Genomic DNA, 16,554 nt, shown 5'->3' with positions numbered 1-16,554 from the left:
AGCGTCAGTACCGGGTTAGTTCTTACGTCAGACGTCCGTCTGACGCGGTCGCAGATCGTGACGCGGCCGGTTCGTCGAACCCCCACACAACACCGGTTTCTAGCCTCTCACACCGCAAACTGAAAGAGGTCGTCGCCGACGTGGTGGATCGACTCCACGACCTTCCCCGAATTTCCGACCATCTCCGGGCCGTCGACCAGCGCCCGCCCGATCGCGAGCGTCTTTCCGTGGGTCTCCTCGGCGATCGTGACGAGATCGCCCGCCCCGATCTCGGCGTCGGCCTCGACAATCCCCGGGCGCATCACGTCCGCGCCGTCGCTGACGAACGAGATCGCGCCCGCATCGACGGTCACGATCCCGCGTGTGGGTTCGTGGCGGTTCGCGCCCCGGACAGTCAGGAACGCCTCGCCGTCGCCGAACCGGACCACGTCGGGATTGCCGTCGACGAGGACGACGCCGAACGACTCGTCGCCGAGGTCGACCATTTCGTAGGTGTCGCCGGGGAGATCGACGCCGGTTCCCGCGGCGATGGTCGCCTCCAGGTCATCGATCTCGTCCGCGCGGAGGTGGTGTCGGGATTTCACCTGCATACCCGGTTTCACGCGGGGGCGGCCGATAAATGGCGCGGGATACCGTCTCGGACGGGCGGTGTCGACCGCTGGGGCCACACTCGGCCGGGCGTTTCACTCGCGCGTGAGCCAGCGGGGGGTGCTCGAGAATCCACCGCCGACCCGGAGTCCCGCGAGCGCGAGGGGGCTTCCGAGGCCGTCGCTCCGCTGTTGCCTCCACGTTCACCTCCACTGACCAGTGCGGTCGTCCTATCGATAAACGCTAAGTGCCGGTGGATCCTGGGTGGGTGTATGTGGCGTTCCCGGACCAACCGGGACGGGACGACGGTCGTCTGTATCGCCTGCGGCACGTCGCTCCCCCGGTCGGAAGCACGCGAGTACGACAAGCAGGGCAACCGCTGGGAGCGACACGACAAGTCCTTCGAGCACCTCTGCAAGGAGTGTTACCGAGGGCTGTGTCACCAGCCCCGCGACGAACTCGAAGCCCTCCTCGTTGACGTCGAGCGGGCCGTCTCGGCCGTCGCTTCCCGGGATCCCGGCGGTTCCCGGGCTTCCGGGGTCGGCCCCGGTTCCGAGGCTGACCCCGATTCGGCGCTCGACTCCGGTTCCGAGGCTGACCCCGATTCGGCGCCCGACTCCGGTTCCGAGGCTGACCCCGATTCGGCGCCCGACCCGAACCCGCCTGCCGACGTCGACGTCGACGTCGACGTCGACGTTGACGCAGACGCAACCGACGGTGGACGGCCCGACGCCGACCGGGCCTTTCTGGCCGAGTATCTCCGGGCGGTCGAGGAGCGCTACGGCCCCGCCGGGGGGCCCGGCCGCGAGTCGTAGCCGCCTACTCGCCGATCACGACCGCCTCGCGGATCTCCAGGGCGGTCTCGAACTCCTCGCGTCTATCCGCCGTCGAGCCGATCCGCCTGAGCTGTTGGGCGTGCGCCCGCCGGACGGCGTCAACCTCCCGCTCGGGCAGCCCCAACTCCGCGCCGACTTCCGCCCAGTGACCCGCCGGCACCAGCAGCATCCGCCGCTCGTCGTCGACGAACGCCGACTCGTAGCCGCGGCGGTAGCGGTCCACACGCTCCTGGAGGTACGTCTGCGCCGCCCGGAGCAGCGGCTCGATCCGCTCGGGGGCGACGCTCGCGGTCGCGCCGGTGTAGAGCAACACGTCGCCGTCGAGCGGGAGCGACGACCCGCTCTCGTCGTCGGCCGGCGTCGGGCCGCGGCCCGACGGGAGGCGACTCCACCGGTCGCGGTGGGAGTCGCGGCCGTGTCGGTCGTCGCCGTCCGACGGTGTCTCACCCACCCGCACGCATCGCCTTCTGGGAGAACCGCGGGACGAGTCCCTCGAGCGCGTCGGTGTCCCCCTCGAAAACGACTGTCACCTCCGTCAGTTCGATCGTCGGGCCGATCGACACCGTCTCTGCCGACAGCGACGCAGCCCACTCGTCGGCTTCGACGCGGCCGTCAGCGACGGCGTCGCCGCCGAGCTTCACCAGGTACTCCCGGGCGAGCCGCAGCGAGATCCCGCGGTAGGACTTCTCCCGAGTGACGCGCGCGTCGGTCACGCCCCCGCCCTCGTGCCGCCCGCGACGGGCGGAAAGACGCTCACGGTGTCGTCGGGCTCGATCGGCGTGTCGATGCCCTGCTCGTGGGTCACGTCCCGGCCGTTCAGCAGGACGTTCACCTGGGGTTGGACCGCGCCGTCGTCGAGAACCTCCCCCGCCAACCCCTCGAACTCGGACTCGAGCGCGACCAGAACGTCGCCGACGGTGGCGGCGTCGTACTCCCGGTTGATGGTCTTCGTCCCGACCGCCTCGCGGAAGGTGGCGAAGAACCGCAGTTCCAGCGACATACACGGTAGTCGGAGCCGCTGGACAAAAAAGTGCGCGTACTGCGTGTACTGTGTTGTCCTGAGTGGAACTGTCGTGACTGGTGCGGGGAAGACTCCGGAGGCCCCCGCGGCCCCGTCCAGTCTCACGATGGCGGAGTCCCGACCAGCCATCGCGCGTCCGAAGTCGCCTGCAATCGCCGGCTGTGGCCTCGTGAGTCGTTAGTCTTTCCCGAACCGGATCCCATCTTCAACCAGCCGGTAGTTGCGCTCGCGGTCGATCTGGGCGGCGAGCCACTCGTGGTCGTAGAGCTGGGCGATCAGTTCGGCGTAGAGGTTCCGCCACGCGATCGCGTAGATCGGCGACTGCCCCCACGCCCTGAGTTCGGGGACGAACTCGTCGTAGGTCTCCATCCGGTCTTCGAGGTGCTCAACGGCGTCGGCCGCGTGGCTCGCGGCCTCCGAGTCCGACTCCGCAGAAGCGATGGCGTCGTTCAGGCTGCCTTCGAGCCCCGCAACGGCCTTCTTTATGTCCGCGGCGGCGCTGTCGCCATCCTCCGGCAGGGAGTCGAGGACGCCGCGCGGGACGCCCAAGGAGACCTCGCGATCCGTCTGTGAGGTGTCGTCGTCGGTCATACCCGCATCGATGGGTGCCGGGGTGAAAAAGTCGCGGTCACTCCGAAACCGACCCGACGAACTCGCGGTGGGCCGCGAGGGTGTCGGGATCGAGTTCGGCGACGAGATCGTCCTCGCGGCGGTCCAACGCGGCGTGGATCCCACCGTCCGGGCGGATCACGGCGGAGCGGCCGGCGTACGCGACGGCGTCGGTCGTGGTGTCGCCGTCAGTGCTGGTGTCCGCGTCGCTGTCGCCGGGGACGCTCCGCCGCCCGGTCCGCCCCGCGCCGACCACCCACCGGACGCCGTCGAGCGCGCGGGCCCGGAGCAGGAGCCGCCAGTTCTCGCTGTACGCCGCGGGCCACGCGCCCACGACGAACAGCGCGTCGACGTCTCTATCTGCCAGGTCGGCGCTGTCGCCCACGAAGTTGAGGTCGTAGCAGGTGAGGACGCCGGCGGTTCCGACCGGCGTCTCGACGGTCACGAGGTCGTCGCCAGCGGTCAGGACCTCGGCCTCGCGACCCCAGAGGTGGCGTTTCCGGTAGGTGGTCGTCGTGCCGTCGGGCGCGAGGTACGCCGTGGTGTTGTACAGGTCGTCGCCGTCGGTCTCGACGAACCCGACGAGGAGTGCCGTCCGCCGTGCTGCTGCGATCTCGCGGAGGCGGGCGATCCGGTCGCCGTCGATCCGGAGCGCGGCGTCTTCGACCCGGTCGTCGGGCACGAACCCGGTGAGCGCGCACTCGGGGAAGACCGCGACGTCGACGGCGTCAGGGAGGCTGTCGAGTCGGGATTCGACGGTCGCGAGGTTTGCGGCGGGATCGAGGTCCGCAATCGAAAGTTGGCAGGCCGCGACGGTCGGGGGCATACGTGGTGTGTGGGAGGGGGCGGAGAAAACGGTGGTCGTTCGTCGTTCGAGCGCGGATAAAAAGTGAACGCGGGCGACCGCTACCGGCGGTCAGTCGTGGTTACGCGCGCCGTCGCAGCGCCGCGAACGCGAGCGCCAGCAGCGCGGTGATCGCGACAATCGGGCCGAAGCCGGGCGTCCCAGTGTCCGTCGTCGTCTGGGTGTCGGTCGGCGTCGCGGTGTCCGGTTCCGGCGTCGCGGTGTCCGGCTCGGGCGTCGCAGTGTCCGGTTCCGGCGTTGCCGTAGTGGTCACCTGCTCGCTCGCCGCGCCGATGGCGAACACCGACAGGCCGGGCGACTCGGCGGTGTAGGTGACGCGGTCGTCACCTTCCGAGTCGATCGACGTGTCGAGTTCGGTGTACTCGCCACCGTTGTACCGGTAGAGCGCGACTTCGTCGGGGTCGAATCCGGCTTCGGACAGCCGGTCGCGGCTCACGCTGAACTCGAAGGTCACGCTGTCGAGATCGTCCTCGGCGACGTCGGTGTCGACGTTGACGTACGCGACCTCGTCAGCGTCGGTCTGCGACGAGAGGTCCGGCACGTCGTCGCTCGGGTTCGTCGCGCTGTAGGTCGTGTCGAAGTCGGCGTTCGACACGTCGTTCGCGAACTCGGTGGTCAGCGAGTTCAGCGATGCGCCGGTGTTCTGGATGTTCTCGTCGACGGTGTCGTCGTTCAGCGAGGACGTGACGCTGCTGCCGGCGCTCGCGCTGTCGACCTGCGTCGAGAGCGTCCGGCCGTCGAAGCTGGAGTCGGCGGCCGCGTCACCCTCGACATCCTGTTCGGGGGCGGGGGCGGCACCGCCGCCGCCGCCGCCACCACCACCACCGCCACCACCGCCGCCGCCGTCACCGGGTTCGGGCGTCGGGGTGGGCGTTTCTTCCGGTGGCTCGGCCTCGAAGTTCACCTTGGTGGCACCGCCGGGTTCCCAGGCCGCGTTCTGGGAGCTATCGCGGACGGTGATGGTGACTTTGTCGCCCTCCTCGATCCCGTTCTCCTGTGGGACTTGGAGGTCGTAGTAGCCGTCGGCGTCGGTAGTATCGTTGGCGACTTCCGCGCCGTCGTAGACGACCTCGACGGTCACGCCGCTGATCGCGTTGCCGTTGGCGTCGCTCACCGTGCCGTAGTAGCGGTGGGGCGGCACGGGCGGGTCCTCTTGGGCGACCGCCATCCCCGGTGCTACCGCACCGACGACTGTTGCGAGCGCAACAGTGACGATGACGAGTCGAAGTATCGTTGTGTCGTTTTTCATTCGTTGTGTGGTTTGATAATCGAAAGAAGCCGCGGTCAATTAGCGAGCGGTACGAAGAGAAAAGGTAGGTAGTAACCTACTTACTCCAGTTAGCCGGTAGTTTCGTCGGTGTTATTGATTTCTTCAAAATCAGGCTGATCACCGAACGCCGCTGAGGCTGAGGCGCTATACTGCCCCTCGTCGAAGAGATTCTGAGTTACGGTCGCGTTAGTGGTACCCTCGCCGTAGACCACTCCGAAATTAACATTGTTATTATTAGTACCAGCAATAATAACATTATTTCTGACCGTAGCATTGTCAGCGGTATCACCGTAGGCACCGCCCACAGCAATCTGGACTGCACCTGGGCCGGGGAGATCGCCACCGGAATTAGCGTCAGTGTCGTCGATGGCGAGCCCATCAACAGTGACCTCGTCTGCTCCAATCATCAACGGTCCATTAATCGTCGCTTCACTACCGCGCTCGCTACTGTTACCGTCGATGCCAGCATTCGGGCCTTCCAGCGTCAGGCCTGTCACATCAATCGTTCGCTCGTTTTCAGAATTATCACCTTCTCCCGCAGTGTAGGTACCAGGCCCGACACGGAGCGTGTCGTCGGGGTTGGCATTGTCCACGGCAGTACTAATCGGCTTGTCACCGTCGAACCGCTCGCCGGTGTTGAGGTTCAGGACTTCACCCTCAGCGGGTGGTGCCAGGATTGCCGCATCACCGGCGATGACCTCAGGCTCAAATGTGTTGTCGTTGAGCACGGTGTTGAGGTCAGCCGCGTCGGTCGCATCAACGTAATAGACCTCAGCGTTCTCGTCAGTAAACGTGTTTCCGCTGGCGTTCAACGCGTCAGCAGCGGCGGGATCAAAGCCTATCTGATCGCCAGCGAACCGGATTATCGACCCATCGTCAATCTGGTTTTGGGTCACACTGTGGCTCTCACCGAGCGTCTCGATTCCACCGACAAAGATTGCCGGTGCAGGATCTTTTCCATTGTTGGTGAGGTCGTCGAACTGATTATTCGTCACAGTGAAGTTCTCAGGTCCGACCCGTGGCTGCGTGTCGCTGGCGGCACCACCAGCTTCGAACAGGCCAACTCCAGTGGCGTCAGAGAACCCACCGGCGCCGGTGACACCGGAGATGTCGTTGTCCGCGATAGTGACCCCGTCGGCGGCTCCGATTGTACCACCATCGTCACCGACATTGACTATGATCCCACGGGCACGCTTGTCACCACTGTCGCCAGAGGTTCCGGCCTCCAAGTCGGAAATGACGTTGCCGGTAATCTCCATACCCTCGACGTTGTGCTGACGCGTGAGAATCTGAATACCATTAGCAGTCGTGCGGTCTTCGTCAGTACCCAGGTCTTCGGTTGTAACCCCTGAAATCACATTGTCACTGATGACAGCGCCTGTAACAGTGGTCTGACTCACATCACGTGGTAATCCGAACGTGATTCCGTTGCCAGTCGCTCTAGGACCACTGTTACTTCCGAATGTGTTTCCAGCAACACTCGTGATGCGATTGTTCTGGATGGTTGTATCGTTGACAGGCTGGTCAACCGAGATACCGTTTTGTGCGGCACTCTCAATCTGGAATCCATCAACAGTCACGCCTGCTTCGGTGATGCTTACAGCCGAGCCACCACTCACAGGCGTACCGGTCCGATTGATCAATGCCTCGTCACCGCGGGCGTCGCTGTCACCAGCGAGCTCAGCGTTCGGGCCTTCGAGCGTCAGGCCCTCGGTATCAACCGTCACCGACTCATTGAACGTACCAGCACCGACACGGAGCGTCTCGTCGCTGCTCGCATTGTCAACCGCGTTCTGGATGCTGTCGAACGTCTCGCCAGTATCGGAGTTCACGACGACATCATCGGCCGGGTTGATATCCGACGTGGTCGCGTTACCACTTTGATCATCAATACCCTCAGTCGTCTGGGTCCCGCTGATACTGCTGCCGGTACTCCCGTCAGCGATGGTGATCGTCTCTGCCGAACCACCCGTCACTGAGGTGTCGTCAGCCTCGATAGTCACCGAGGTGGCCTGGCTGTTACTGACCGAGGCCTCCGAACCGGTGATGTCGATCGAGGTGGCGTTAGAGTCGTCGACGCTCGCCTGATTCCCCTCGATGGTGATCGTGTTGTCGGCGTTGACATTGTCCAGCGTGACGCCGTCACCTATGACGGTCACGTCACCACTGGGGTTGATCTCCTCGAAGCTGATGTTCTCGACCTCAACGCTGTCGCCGGTGATCCGCAGCTCGGGCACGATGGTCGTCCCCTCCGGCGCGCCGGCCTCACCTTGGCCGACGAGTTCGAGGTTGTTCGTCGAGACTGTCAGCGAGTCGCGGTCCTCGGAGAAGTTCCCGCGCGTGAGTTCGAGCGTCTGGAACTCCTCGGCCTCGTTCAGCGCGGCGGTGAGGCTGTTGTACTCGACACCGGTGTCGAGGTTCGTCACCGCCTTCGGCTCTCTCGGATCGTCGCTGCCGGCGTCGGACGCCGTCTGCACCTCACCGCTGTCGGCGATTCCGGCGTTCCCGTCAACGTCGACCGCTTGGACTGGGATGGTGAGCGTGGTGTCGCCCTCAGCGTCGTCGCTGAAGTTCACCGTCAGCGTGCCGGTGTACTCGCCGTCGTTGTTGTCGTCGGTCAGAGTGACCGGACCCGTGCCAGCCGCGATCTCGCTCGGCGGATCCGCGGTCACCGAATCGATGACGTCGTCGTGCTGCACTGTGGCAGAGATCTCGACCTGCTCGCTCTGCCGGAGGACGCCGTCATCGTTGGTCTCAGTCAGCTGAACACTACCGACGCTGGGCTGTTCGCTGCTCACGCCGCCGTAGTTCACGGGTGCGTGCGTGCCGGCCCCGTTGGAGAAGAGCCAGTAGCCCTCGCCGGCTTCGAGCGCGCTAACCTGGGTACCGCTGTACCCACGCTCGATGTCGTAGGTGGCGTCCAAGTAGGTCAGCGCTTGGCCGACGGACTGCTGACCTTCCTGGTAGTGACCGATCAGGTTGTAACCCTCGCTGATCTGCTGTGACTGCGGCGCCTGGAGCTCCTCACTCGGGACGTTCTGCACGTTGAACTCGACCGTCGTGTCCTCGTCGACGTTCACGACGTAGCCCACACCGCCTTCGAGTTCGGTGAGGTCGTTCTCTTCGGCACCGGGCGAGTACTGCTCGAACGAGTCGGTCGTCGCGTCGTACGCGCTGACCGTCTCGATAGCGGAGCTGTTGAGTCCAGTTTCCGCAATGTCCTTGGATCCGGCCTCGGCCGGCAGCGAGATGACGTTTAGGCCGTCAGCTGCGAGGTCGAAGCTGGCCGTCGTGACGTTGGTGGACGCATCCGCTCCGAGAGTCGAGCCGTCGCCGGTCGCCTCGGTGACCCCGGAAACGTTCAGCAGGGGCGCGTCGGCAGTCTGGACCTCACCGTCGAGGGTGACGTTCAGGATGCCATCGTCTGCGCCGTTGTTGACATTTACGACCGCGTCACCGCTGCCGTCGAAGGAGACATCTTCGGCGTCGACATCGTCGACAACTTCGTTGAACTCGACGCGGACGAACGTCGCCTGACCGTCGCTCCCAGTCACGTAGGCCGTTTCGGGACTCGGACCTCCAGCGTCGACAATTGCTTCAGTGTTTCCGTCAAGATCGGTGGTCTGTCCGAGCACGTCGTCACCGTTCTCTACGGCATCAGTCACCGTGACCTCGTAGACACCGTCGTCGAAGCCCTCGGGATCCGCCGTGTAGATGCCGCTGTCATCACCGTACTCGGTGAAGTCGTCGCGCGTGAGCTGACGCTCGGTCTGCGCGAAGTGGCCATCAGTATCTTCAACAGTAACGTTGAGCTCTTCGAGGCTCTCGGCGTCAGTTTCGACACCGATGTTGATCTCGTCACCGCTGACGCTCTCGGCCCCGATGAGCGGCGCAAACTGGATCTGAACCGGGAGCGTCGAATCGGAGCCATCCTCGGTCTCCGCGCTCACATTGACCGTCTGGCCGCGGAAGTCCTCGGCCTCGATCACGGAGTCATCGAGGACCCCATCCCCGTTGACCTCGTACTCCAGCTCACTTTCCTCTTCGTTGAATACCTCGGATACGTCGACATCCGAAGTCCCGACACCAACCGGCGTCACGACACCGGGGAGATAGTTCGTACCAGATTGGTTGATCGTCGCACCCTCACCGTTATCTAGGGTGAATGGCTTCGTTGCAAAGGCGGGATTGCCTGCGTCGTCCTGAACGGCTACGACTAGTACGTGAGTTCCGTCAGGGTAGGCATCCACCTGCGTCGTCAGATTCTCGGCGGTCCCAGTGATATCGACTAGTGCGTTCTGGTCGATAGCTCCGGGGAGTTCATCTGCGTTCTGAACTGTTTCGTCTTCACCACCGACCTCGATAGTAACGACCGTCTCGTCGACATCGCTCGTCTTGTCGCTATCGATGAGCGACGTGACGTTCACGTAGCCGCTAAGGGTTCCATCGGCGGGCAATCCACTGAGTTCGACACTCGGGCCGTCAGTGTCGATAGCGAACGTGGTGTTACTCTCGTCTGCGTCCGCGTTGCCGAGCGAGTTACCGGCAGTGTCGGACGCAGCGGTGACGTTGACGATCGCAGACTCGTTTTCTACGCCGTCGTAGCCCCCGTTACTGAGATCGAGCGGAACGATGACCGTCTCTTCAACGTCATCGTCAACGAACTCAGTCCCGGTGGCTGTCTGGACTTCCCCACCGATATCGACAGCTACCTCAACCGAACCAGGATTGACCCCTGATTCAGCGCTGGGACCAGTACCCGACTCGTCGAACGTGACGCGAACCTCTTCGCCGTTCTCGTCTGTATCGCTGACGTTGAGGTTGTCGTCAGTGAGCGTGACGCTCGTGACGTTCGGCGACTGGGTGTCGACTAAGAAGCTCTCGCTTTCGTCGCTTTCGTCGACGGAGTTACCCGCGCTGTCCGACGCGCTTACGCTGACGGTGTAGGAGCCGTCCGTATCGAACGATGGGACGGTTTCGCCACCGTCAGGCGTGACACTGAACGTATCGGTGTCGTTGTTGTACTGATCGTCCGTGTAGTCGAACGATTGCTCGTAGCCGTCAGGCCCGGTGATCGTCAGTGTCGCCGTCGAGTCATTGACTTCGAGACCCGCACCTTGTGCGGTGAGTTCGACTTCGACGGTTTCGTTCACGTCGTTCACGTCGTTCCCTGGGTCAGCTATGTTGTAGTCAGCCGTAACGGCAGCTTGAATGACCTCGAAGGTCACGTCCCCCGATCCTTCGTTACCGGCTTCGTCGACTACGGTCACCGAAACGTCGACAGTATCTTGGGTGAAGCGCGGAACGTTGTCACTCGACGGATCGATCGTCACTGTACCGTCAGCGTACTCGACGCCATCACCGGTCGCCGTCTCGGGGTTGATCTCGTAGGTGTTGATGTTCCCCGCGTTGTCGACGTTGACTGTAATGGAGAGGTCTTCATTAGCGGTCACCTCGTCCGACACGTCGACGGTGATCGGCTGGAACGGATTGTTTACGTCAGCGTCCTCTTCGGGTGAGAAGTTCTCGATTGTCGGAGAACTCCCGTCAACGGTGAGCGTTCCAGCCAAGTCAGTGAGTGAACTCTGGTCCTCGGCGACGTAGATTTCGGCGACATCACCGTCTTCGAGTTCGAGGCCACCGTCAACTACGAACGACTGCTCGAATGTATCGGCTTCCGCGTCGATATTGCCATCCGAAACTACTACGGAAGTGTTGACGCTCCCGTCCTGGTTCTCATCAACGTTGACGTATAGGTCCTGATTATTGGGGTCGAAGTCCTCGGGAACATCTCCCGATATAGTTACTGATTCGCTGGGTTGAACGAGACTATCGCTCAACGAAGTATTACTCGGTTGCGCCGCAGCACTGCCGGCAAACGCCATTGTGCCTCCGAAGATGGAGACAATCATAATGGCCGCCAGCAACACTGCACGCGTCTTCTCGCGTATCTCGCGTCTATCGCGTGTCATTTCGTGTTTGTAGTTGTATCGTAGTCAGTCGTCGAACGATGCGCCCTGCCGTGCTCCGACGCACTCGCGCCGTGCGCGTCAATCGAGGTCGTAATAATCCTCGAGCACCTCCTGAAGTTTCTCTGAGACGTTCTTCCCGTCTGCAACGGCGTCGCTTCTGAGGTGACGCCACACGTCGCGATCGACTTCGATGGACGTGTGCGTCGTGTCGTCGCTCGCGCCGCCGTCGTTGGATGTGGTCATCGTCTCTATGTTCCGTTCTACCGCAATCTACCGCCATCGAGTGGCTTTCGGTGGCGTCTCCACCACTCAGGAATTGATTCCGGATGACATTACTTAGAATTACTGATGGTAGTTGTTGTCAGTCACTCTTTCCGGTTATTGCCGTCGGTACTAATTTCGGGACAGCGGTGGCTGTCGACGGGCCGCCCGACCGCACCGACGAAACCGCCTGCACCGACCGGTGGTCGTCCCCACCCGTGCGACGGGGGCGGCGCTCGGGGAGTCCGTCTCAGTCCTCCGCGGCCGCGGTGTCGTCGCTGATCGCGGCCTCGACGCGTGCGCCGAAGTCGGCGTCGGGGTCGTCGCGCAACTCCCGGAATTCCAGCGCAGCCTCGCCTTTCGCCGTGATCTCGTAGAGCCCGCTGTTGTCGGCCGGGCCGATCCGCTCGACGCACTCGTGGCTCGCGAGCGCGTGCAGCCGGGCGTTCATATACTCGCGGTTCTGCTCCAAGGCGACGGCGATGTTGACCGCATTGTTCCGACCGACGTCGGCCAGATACGCGAGGATCTCGAAGTCCGTGGGTTCGACGAGGTACAGTCCCATGTATTTACGACCGGCCGGCGACGCCGACCGCTCTGTCTCAGCGGTAGTTACCGACGGTATATAGCTGTTGGCCGGCGGGACCGCCGCGACCGAGTGTGCGGGTTCTACCCGATCCGAAGACCGAGTCCGTACTGGGAGCGAAAAAGCAGTACCGCAGAGAGCTACTCGTCGGTCCCCGGGCCGGAACCGTCCGACCCGGCGGTGTCGCCGTCGTCCGACGCCCGCCGCTGTTCGACCTTCCGTTCGACGAGTTCGTCGAAGTCGACGTCGTCACGGGCGTACGCCTCGCGATTCGCCGTCGCGACGAGTCCCTTGTCGGTGATCTCGTAGAGCCCGCTGTTCTCTGCCGGTCCGATCCGCGTCACAAGCCCGTAGTCCGCGAGCACCGGCAGCCGCGTGTTGATGTACGACCGACTCCGGTCAATGATCTTCGAGAGGTTCGCCGCCGTGTTCCGGCGCCCGTTAGAGAGAGCGTTGAGGATCTCGAAATCTACTGGCGTCGATAGTCGCATACGACGCGCATACTACGCCTAATAGAAATACTCTTCTATGTAGCATCGGTATGTTTGCCGATTTCCGACACCATCTACCGAATTTGGCATTGTTTTTCAACATCCGGTCGACATCCACACACGACCGCCCGTTACAGTGGCTCGACGGGAACGCCCACAACTTCAGTCGTGGGAGGATGTCAGCCACGCCTGTCGACCATCTTCTTGGCCAACCCGAGGTTCTCGATGATCCGTTCGTGCCGTGCGATGGCACGCTCCAGATGTTCTTCGGTCTGTGCGACCTGAGAGTCCTCGCCCTCACTGTAGTAGACACGTAAGAGGTGTGACTCCATCGCCTGTGACGTCTCGTTACTGGCTGCGAGCATCGACCGAAGGATTGTCCAGTCGACGTCTTCGTTTTCGGGGAGCTCGTCGGCCGGAGGGCACGCCTCCTCTTGTTGGTGAGACATCAGCTATTTGTACTGCCAATCACTACATAAACTTTGCACCTGAAAAATATAATTCCGCGTTCGAGAAACGGACTTTGCGGCAAATACGTCTCCTACCGCTCAGTGACGTGCCGCACCTGCACCGCCTCCCCCCGGGTCGACTCGGCCATCTCCCGGCCGAACATCCGCGCGCGCCCCACGGCGTAGGCGTCGGGTCCCTCGACAACCACCTCGTCGCCGACCCGGATGTCCTCGTCCGCGTCGACCACGCCCGGCGCGAGCACGCTGCCGTGCGGCACGAACCCGTCGATCTCGACGCGCCTTGTCGGGACGTCCGACCGGTCCCACAGCCGTGCGCCGGCGAGTGTCAGCGCGAGCACGCCGTACTGCGGCACCATCGTCGCCAGCTGTTCGCCGCCGGTGCCGTTCTCGTCCTCTCGCTCCCGGTCTCGAACCTGGAGCTTCGGATACCGGCTCGTCGTCTGCAGGTCGACGTCCGCGAAGAGGTCGTCGCCGGCGTCGGGGCCGAACTGGTAGTCCGCGAGCGCCTTTACGGTATTGTGCTGGCGCTCTCTCTTTCCGTATTTCAACTCGCCGTCGAGCGTCGACATCAGGTTCGCGATCGAGTCGGTGTCGGTGGGGTGTCCCGTCACAGTGTACTCGAATTCGACATCGAGATCGGCTTCGACCCGCTCGCAGACCTCGCGGTAGCCGCCGTCGGGGACGTGCGCGATCACCCGTGGGTAGTCGTTGCGAGCGAGGTACTGTCGAAACACGCTCGCGACGAACGAGACCTCGTCGTCGGACCACCGGCCCGTGACCACGGCGTCGTAGTGTTGGGCCGGATACGTCAGCTCCAACTCCATCGGCACCACCCCGATCGGGGAGGTCATCGAGACGGTGTGGCCGCGGTACTGGATCGCGTCGTGGAACTGCTCGTGGCTCTGTGACTCGCTGTAGGGCTTCGTCGCGGAGCACGGAACGAGGACCAGGGGATTGGAGAAGCGGTTCCGATATCTGGAAGTCACCCGGTCGGCGAACCGCTGGATCTCCACGCGCCGGAGGGTGTCCTCGCTGGCCGCAGTGAGTTCGGCGTCGCGGATCACCGGTGTCCGCTCCTCTACGTACCTGTACTCGTCGTCGAACTCCCGGAACGCCGCCGTGAGCCACTGATCGTGGCGCGCCTGCGCCTCGACGTAGTCCCGGAGCCGCCCGTCGCGGATCCGCCGGCGGATCGTCGCGAGTTCCGACCGGAGCGCGTACTCGTTGTGGTCGGCGCAGTCCTCGCGGCCGAAGACAGCGGGGTCCTCGCGGGCGTCGGCGGCGGCCTCGGTGTCGGCGTCGGGATGGATATCCGCGACGGTCCGCTTCCCGCGACACGCCGGACACGAACACGGGAGTTCTGTCAGATCCGCGAGGAACTGCTCGTCCTCGCGGGTGAGGTAGAACCCCTGGAGCCCCCTGACCCGCGCGCGTTTGGCGTCCAGCAGATCCACCCCGGCGTAGACCAGGGTCGCGGCGTTCCGCGGGGTGGCGACGCCCGAGAGGTACAGCCCGGTGTCCGGCGGCAGCGCCTCGCGGGCGGCGATGATCTCGTCACGAAAGGCAGCGGCATGACCCACGAACCCCGGGGCGTCCGAGGGGATGTACACGTCCGCGCCGTGGTCGGCGGCGGTCTCGCTCGTGACCACCGCGGCGCTGGGGTAGTCGACGTCGGGATAGTCCACCGCGAAGGCGTCCTGGACGGTCTCGTCGGTACCCGCCGGGAACGACCGGTGAGGCAGCACCGTCAGGAGTTCCCGGTACCCCCGCGGCACCTCCCGGTCGGCCGCCCAGAGGCTCCCCCCGTCGTCGACGCTGTCGTCGACGAGCGCCGGCGTCGTGAGCGGGTCCGCGAGCCGGAGTTCTCCCACCCTGGCGGCCCCGTCGCGTCCGTGGACCTCGAAGTAGTCGGTCATACACGCCTAATCGGTGGGGAGCGTGAATTATCTGTCCGTTTGCGTTCCTAGACAGCTCGCGTATGTGACAGGAAACGGATATTTGCTGGCAGCCACATCCGGGGTGTCAGCCCCGGTCGTCGCCGGGGTCGCTTCGCTCCGCCAGCGACTCAACCGCGACCCCCCCGGGGAGCCGCCCTAGCGCCGCGTCGGGCCACCCCTCGTGTGCGAGCGCGAAGTCGGCGTCGGGGTTGGCCGCCACCACTCGGCACACGCCCTCGGCTGCGGCTCTCTGCGCCGCCGCGTCGGCACGGTCCGGGACTGTTGCGGTCAGCGGGTACGTCTCCGAGAGCGCTCGCGGGAACGGCCCGAACGGCGGCACGACCCGCCAGACCGCGTCGTACTCGTCGCCGGACGGCGTCCCCCCCTCGGTCAGCAGCACCCGCCCTTCGGCGTCGAGTCGGTCGAGCCGGTCGTGGTGTCGTCGGACCTCGGGCCGGCGCGCGGACTCCGCCGACAGCGCGAAGAACGACCCCTTCGAGACCGGGTCCTCGCGTTCGAGTTGGTCGGCGTGATCCAAGAGCGCGCGGTAGCCGTCGAGCACCCGAGGGTGGCCGCGCGCCCGCGACTCCACGAGTTCCAGGAGGGTCCCCGACCGGATGGCCTGCTTGATCCGCCGGATCTCTGCGAAGGACGCGTGAAGATTGTGCGCCGCGAGCAGCCGTTCCCGCTCGCCCTCGTCGCACGCCCGAAGCCCGTTGGGGTCGTGGCGGGTGCAGATCGGACACGAACACGGGAAGTAGTCCAGGTCATCGAGGTGTTCGGTTCCCCGGACGGTCAGGTAGCGGTCGTCGCGGGCGTAGATGGCGTACGCCGCCGAGTCGAACATGTCACACCCCGCCGCGACCGCCAGCGCGAACATCATCGGGTGGCCCGCGCCGAACAGGTGGACCGGGGCGTCGCGGCCGAGTCCGCGCTTTGCGGCGGCGACGACGTCGGTCATGTCGGCGTACCGGTAGCCGTTCATGAGCGGCACGACCGCGCCGATCGGGAACACATCGAGGGCGGTCGCGTCCGCATGCCGTCCGGCTTCCTCCCGGAGGTCGGGGTACGTCGACCCCTGGACGGGCGCGTTCACCAGCATCTCGCCGGTGTCGACCGATTCAGCGTCCGACAGCGCCGCTTCCGTTCTTGTGAGGTCGGCTTCGGCCCGTTCCCGGGAGACGTCGGGCGGCGTCGGGATGTCGACCGGGGTCCCGATGTCGGAGCCGATGTCGTACTGGAATTCGAGGATCTCCCGGGTTGTCACCTCCACATCGCCGTACTCGGCCAACTGGAACGATCCGGAGTCGGTGACGACGGCGCCGTCGAAACCGAGCAGCTCGTGGAGCCCCTCCGACAGGGCCCGCTCGCGAAGGTCGTCGCCGGAGTGGATGATGTACGCGTTCGTGATCAGGATCTCCGCGCCGAACGCCGATTCGAGCTCGGCGGGCGGGATGGTGCGGATGTTGGGGTTGATCACCGGCATCAGCGCCGGGGTCTCGACTGTCACCCCGGCGCGGGGGACCGAGAGCTCGCCGATCCGACCCGCGGCATCCCCGTCCCGGAGCTCGAAGTGATCGCGCATACACGGACGTAGTCGTGACGTGGTAAGTATGGTCGCATATCGGCCGAGCAGCGGTGTTCGCGG

At 64.4% G+C, this 16,554-nt stretch carries 14 protein-coding genes and 2 pseudogenes; 1 reads left to right on the top strand and 15 read right to left on the bottom strand.

Translation table 11 applies throughout. From position 1 onward, the window contains the following. Positions 1 to 107: 107 nt before the first annotated feature. Positions 108 to 590: an RNA-binding protein gene (locus IEX72_RS07000; protein WP_188786663.1), complete on the bottom strand. Its 483-nt coding sequence runs from the start codon at positions 588 to 590 to the stop codon at positions 108 to 110. Between the two features lie 270 nt (positions 591 to 860). On the opposite strand from IEX72_RS07000, the pseudogene IEX72_RS06995 reads away from it, so the two are divergent. Beyond that, positions 861 to 1,073 (top strand): annotated as a pseudogene (locus IEX72_RS06995) (DUF7562 family protein); the annotation flags it as partial. 334 nt (positions 1,074 to 1,407) lie between these two features. Here IEX72_RS06995 and IEX72_RS06990 read toward each other — a convergent pair. The 14 genes and pseudogenes from IEX72_RS06990 to tgtA form a co-directional block, all read right to left on the bottom strand. After that, positions 1,408 to 1,875, bottom strand: a complete 468-nt coding sequence (locus IEX72_RS06990; RefSeq protein WP_229663768.1) for a hypothetical protein — start codon at positions 1,873 to 1,875, stop codon at positions 1,408 to 1,410. Then, entirely contained in the window at positions 1,868 to 2,137 is a 270-nt protein-coding gene (locus IEX72_RS06985) for a hypothetical protein (protein WP_188786662.1), read from the bottom strand. Before IEX72_RS06985 ends, IEX72_RS06990 begins: the two co-directional genes overlap by 8 nt. Next, positions 2,134 to 2,424 (bottom strand): ubiquitin-like small modifier protein 1, encoded by a 291-nt coding sequence (locus IEX72_RS06980; protein ID WP_188786661.1) that lies wholly within the window; start codon positions 2,422 to 2,424, stop codon positions 2,134 to 2,136. The genes IEX72_RS06985 and IEX72_RS06980 overlap by 4 nt, the downstream gene beginning before the upstream one ends. A gap of 198 nt (positions 2,425 to 2,622) precedes the next feature. Then, the gene (locus IEX72_RS06975; protein WP_188786660.1) at positions 2,623 to 3,036 is read right to left on the bottom strand and encodes a hypothetical protein; all 414 of its coding nucleotides are present in this window, start codon (positions 3,034 to 3,036) and stop codon (positions 2,623 to 2,625) included. Between the two features lie 37 nt (positions 3,037 to 3,073). Then, positions 3,074 to 3,880 (bottom strand): carbon-nitrogen hydrolase family protein, encoded by an 807-nt coding sequence (locus IEX72_RS06970; protein ID WP_188786659.1) that lies wholly within the window; start codon positions 3,878 to 3,880, stop codon positions 3,074 to 3,076. 100 nt (positions 3,881 to 3,980) lie between these two features. Next, entirely contained in the window at positions 3,981 to 5,168 is a 1,188-nt protein-coding gene (locus IEX72_RS06965; RefSeq protein ID WP_188786658.1) for a PGF-pre-PGF domain-containing protein, read from the bottom strand. A gap of 89 nt (positions 5,169 to 5,257) precedes the next feature. Continuing rightward, the gene (locus IEX72_RS06960; RefSeq protein WP_229663767.1) at positions 5,258 to 11,029 is read right to left on the bottom strand and encodes a beta strand repeat-containing protein; all 5,772 of its coding nucleotides are present in this window, start codon (positions 11,027 to 11,029) and stop codon (positions 5,258 to 5,260) included. Between the two features lie 27 nt (positions 11,030 to 11,056). After that, positions 11,057 to 11,161, bottom strand: a pseudogene (locus IEX72_RS15535) (surface glycoprotein); the annotation flags it as partial. 78 nt (positions 11,162 to 11,239) lie between these two features. Further along, positions 11,240 to 11,404 (bottom strand): hypothetical protein, encoded by a 165-nt coding sequence (locus IEX72_RS06955; RefSeq protein ID WP_188786656.1) that lies wholly within the window; start codon positions 11,402 to 11,404, stop codon positions 11,240 to 11,242. Between the two features lie 268 nt (positions 11,405 to 11,672). Continuing rightward, positions 11,673 to 11,987 (bottom strand): ArsR family transcriptional regulator, encoded by a 315-nt coding sequence (locus tag IEX72_RS06950; protein ID WP_229663766.1) that lies wholly within the window; start codon positions 11,985 to 11,987, stop codon positions 11,673 to 11,675. A gap of 161 nt (positions 11,988 to 12,148) precedes the next feature. After that, on the bottom strand, positions 12,149 to 12,499 hold the full coding sequence (locus tag IEX72_RS06945; protein ID WP_188786655.1) for a winged helix-turn-helix transcriptional regulator: 351 nt from the start codon (positions 12,497 to 12,499) through the stop codon (positions 12,149 to 12,151). A gap of 179 nt (positions 12,500 to 12,678) precedes the next feature. Beyond that, a complete protein-coding gene (locus IEX72_RS06940) occupies positions 12,679 to 12,948 on the bottom strand; it encodes a hypothetical protein (RefSeq protein WP_188786654.1) in 270 nt (89 codons plus the stop codon). Positions 12,949 to 13,040: 92 nt separating this feature from the next. Next, a complete protein-coding gene (arcS, locus tag IEX72_RS06935) occupies positions 13,041 to 14,885 on the bottom strand; it encodes an archaeosine synthase subunit alpha (protein ID WP_188786653.1) in 1,845 nt (614 codons plus the stop codon). A 106-nt stretch (positions 14,886 to 14,991) separates the two neighbouring features. Continuing rightward, positions 14,992 to 16,491: a tRNA guanosine(15) transglycosylase TgtA gene (tgtA, locus tag IEX72_RS06930; protein ID WP_188786652.1), complete on the bottom strand. Its 1,500-nt coding sequence runs from the start codon at positions 16,489 to 16,491 to the stop codon at positions 14,992 to 14,994. Positions 16,492 to 16,554 lie beyond the last annotated feature (63 nt).

This window comes from Halobellus salinus (assembly GCF_014646875.1).
GTDB lineage: Archaea > Halobacteriota > Halobacteria > Halobacteriales > Haloferacaceae > Haloquadratum > Haloquadratum salinum.
The sequence above is the reverse complement of the archived record's forward strand: the minus strand, read 5'-3'. Positions and strand labels throughout refer to the sequence as shown.

Bases quoted from the DNA above. Each gene is read 5' to 3' on its own strand.
- IEX72_RS07000 (WP_188786663.1), bottom strand. From the start codon at position 590: ATGCAGGTGAAATCCCGACACCACCTCCGCGCGGACGAGATCGATGAC.
- IEX72_RS06945 (WP_188786655.1), bottom strand. From the start codon at position 12,499: ATGCGACTATCGACGCCAGTAGATTTCGAGATCCTCAACGCTCTCTCT.
- arcS (WP_188786653.1), bottom strand. From the start codon at position 14,885: ATGACCGACTACTTCGAGGTCCACGGACGCGACGGGGCCGCCAGGGTG.
- IEX72_RS06965 (WP_188786658.1), bottom strand. From the start codon at position 5,168: ATGAAAAACGACACAACGATACTTCGACTCGTCATCGTCACTGTTGCG.
- IEX72_RS06970 (WP_188786659.1), bottom strand. From the start codon at position 3,880: ATGCCCCCGACCGTCGCGGCCTGCCAACTTTCGATTGCGGACCTCGAT.
- IEX72_RS06980 (WP_188786661.1), bottom strand. From the start codon at position 2,424: ATGTCGCTGGAACTGCGGTTCTTCGCCACCTTCCGCGAGGCGGTCGGG.
- IEX72_RS06950 (WP_229663766.1), bottom strand. From the start codon at position 11,987: ATGGGACTGTACCTCGTCGAACCCACGGACTTCGAGATCCTCGCGTAT.
- IEX72_RS06955 (WP_188786656.1), bottom strand. From the start codon at position 11,404: ATGACCACATCCAACGACGGCGGCGCGAGCGACGACACGACGCACACG.
- tgtA (WP_188786652.1), bottom strand. From the start codon at position 16,491: ATGCGCGATCACTTCGAGCTCCGGGACGGGGATGCCGCGGGTCGGATC.
- IEX72_RS06940 (WP_188786654.1), bottom strand. From the start codon at position 12,948: ATGTCTCACCAACAAGAGGAGGCGTGCCCTCCGGCCGACGAGCTCCCC.
- IEX72_RS06975 (WP_188786660.1), bottom strand. From the start codon at position 3,036: ATGACCGACGACGACACCTCACAGACGGATCGCGAGGTCTCCTTGGGC.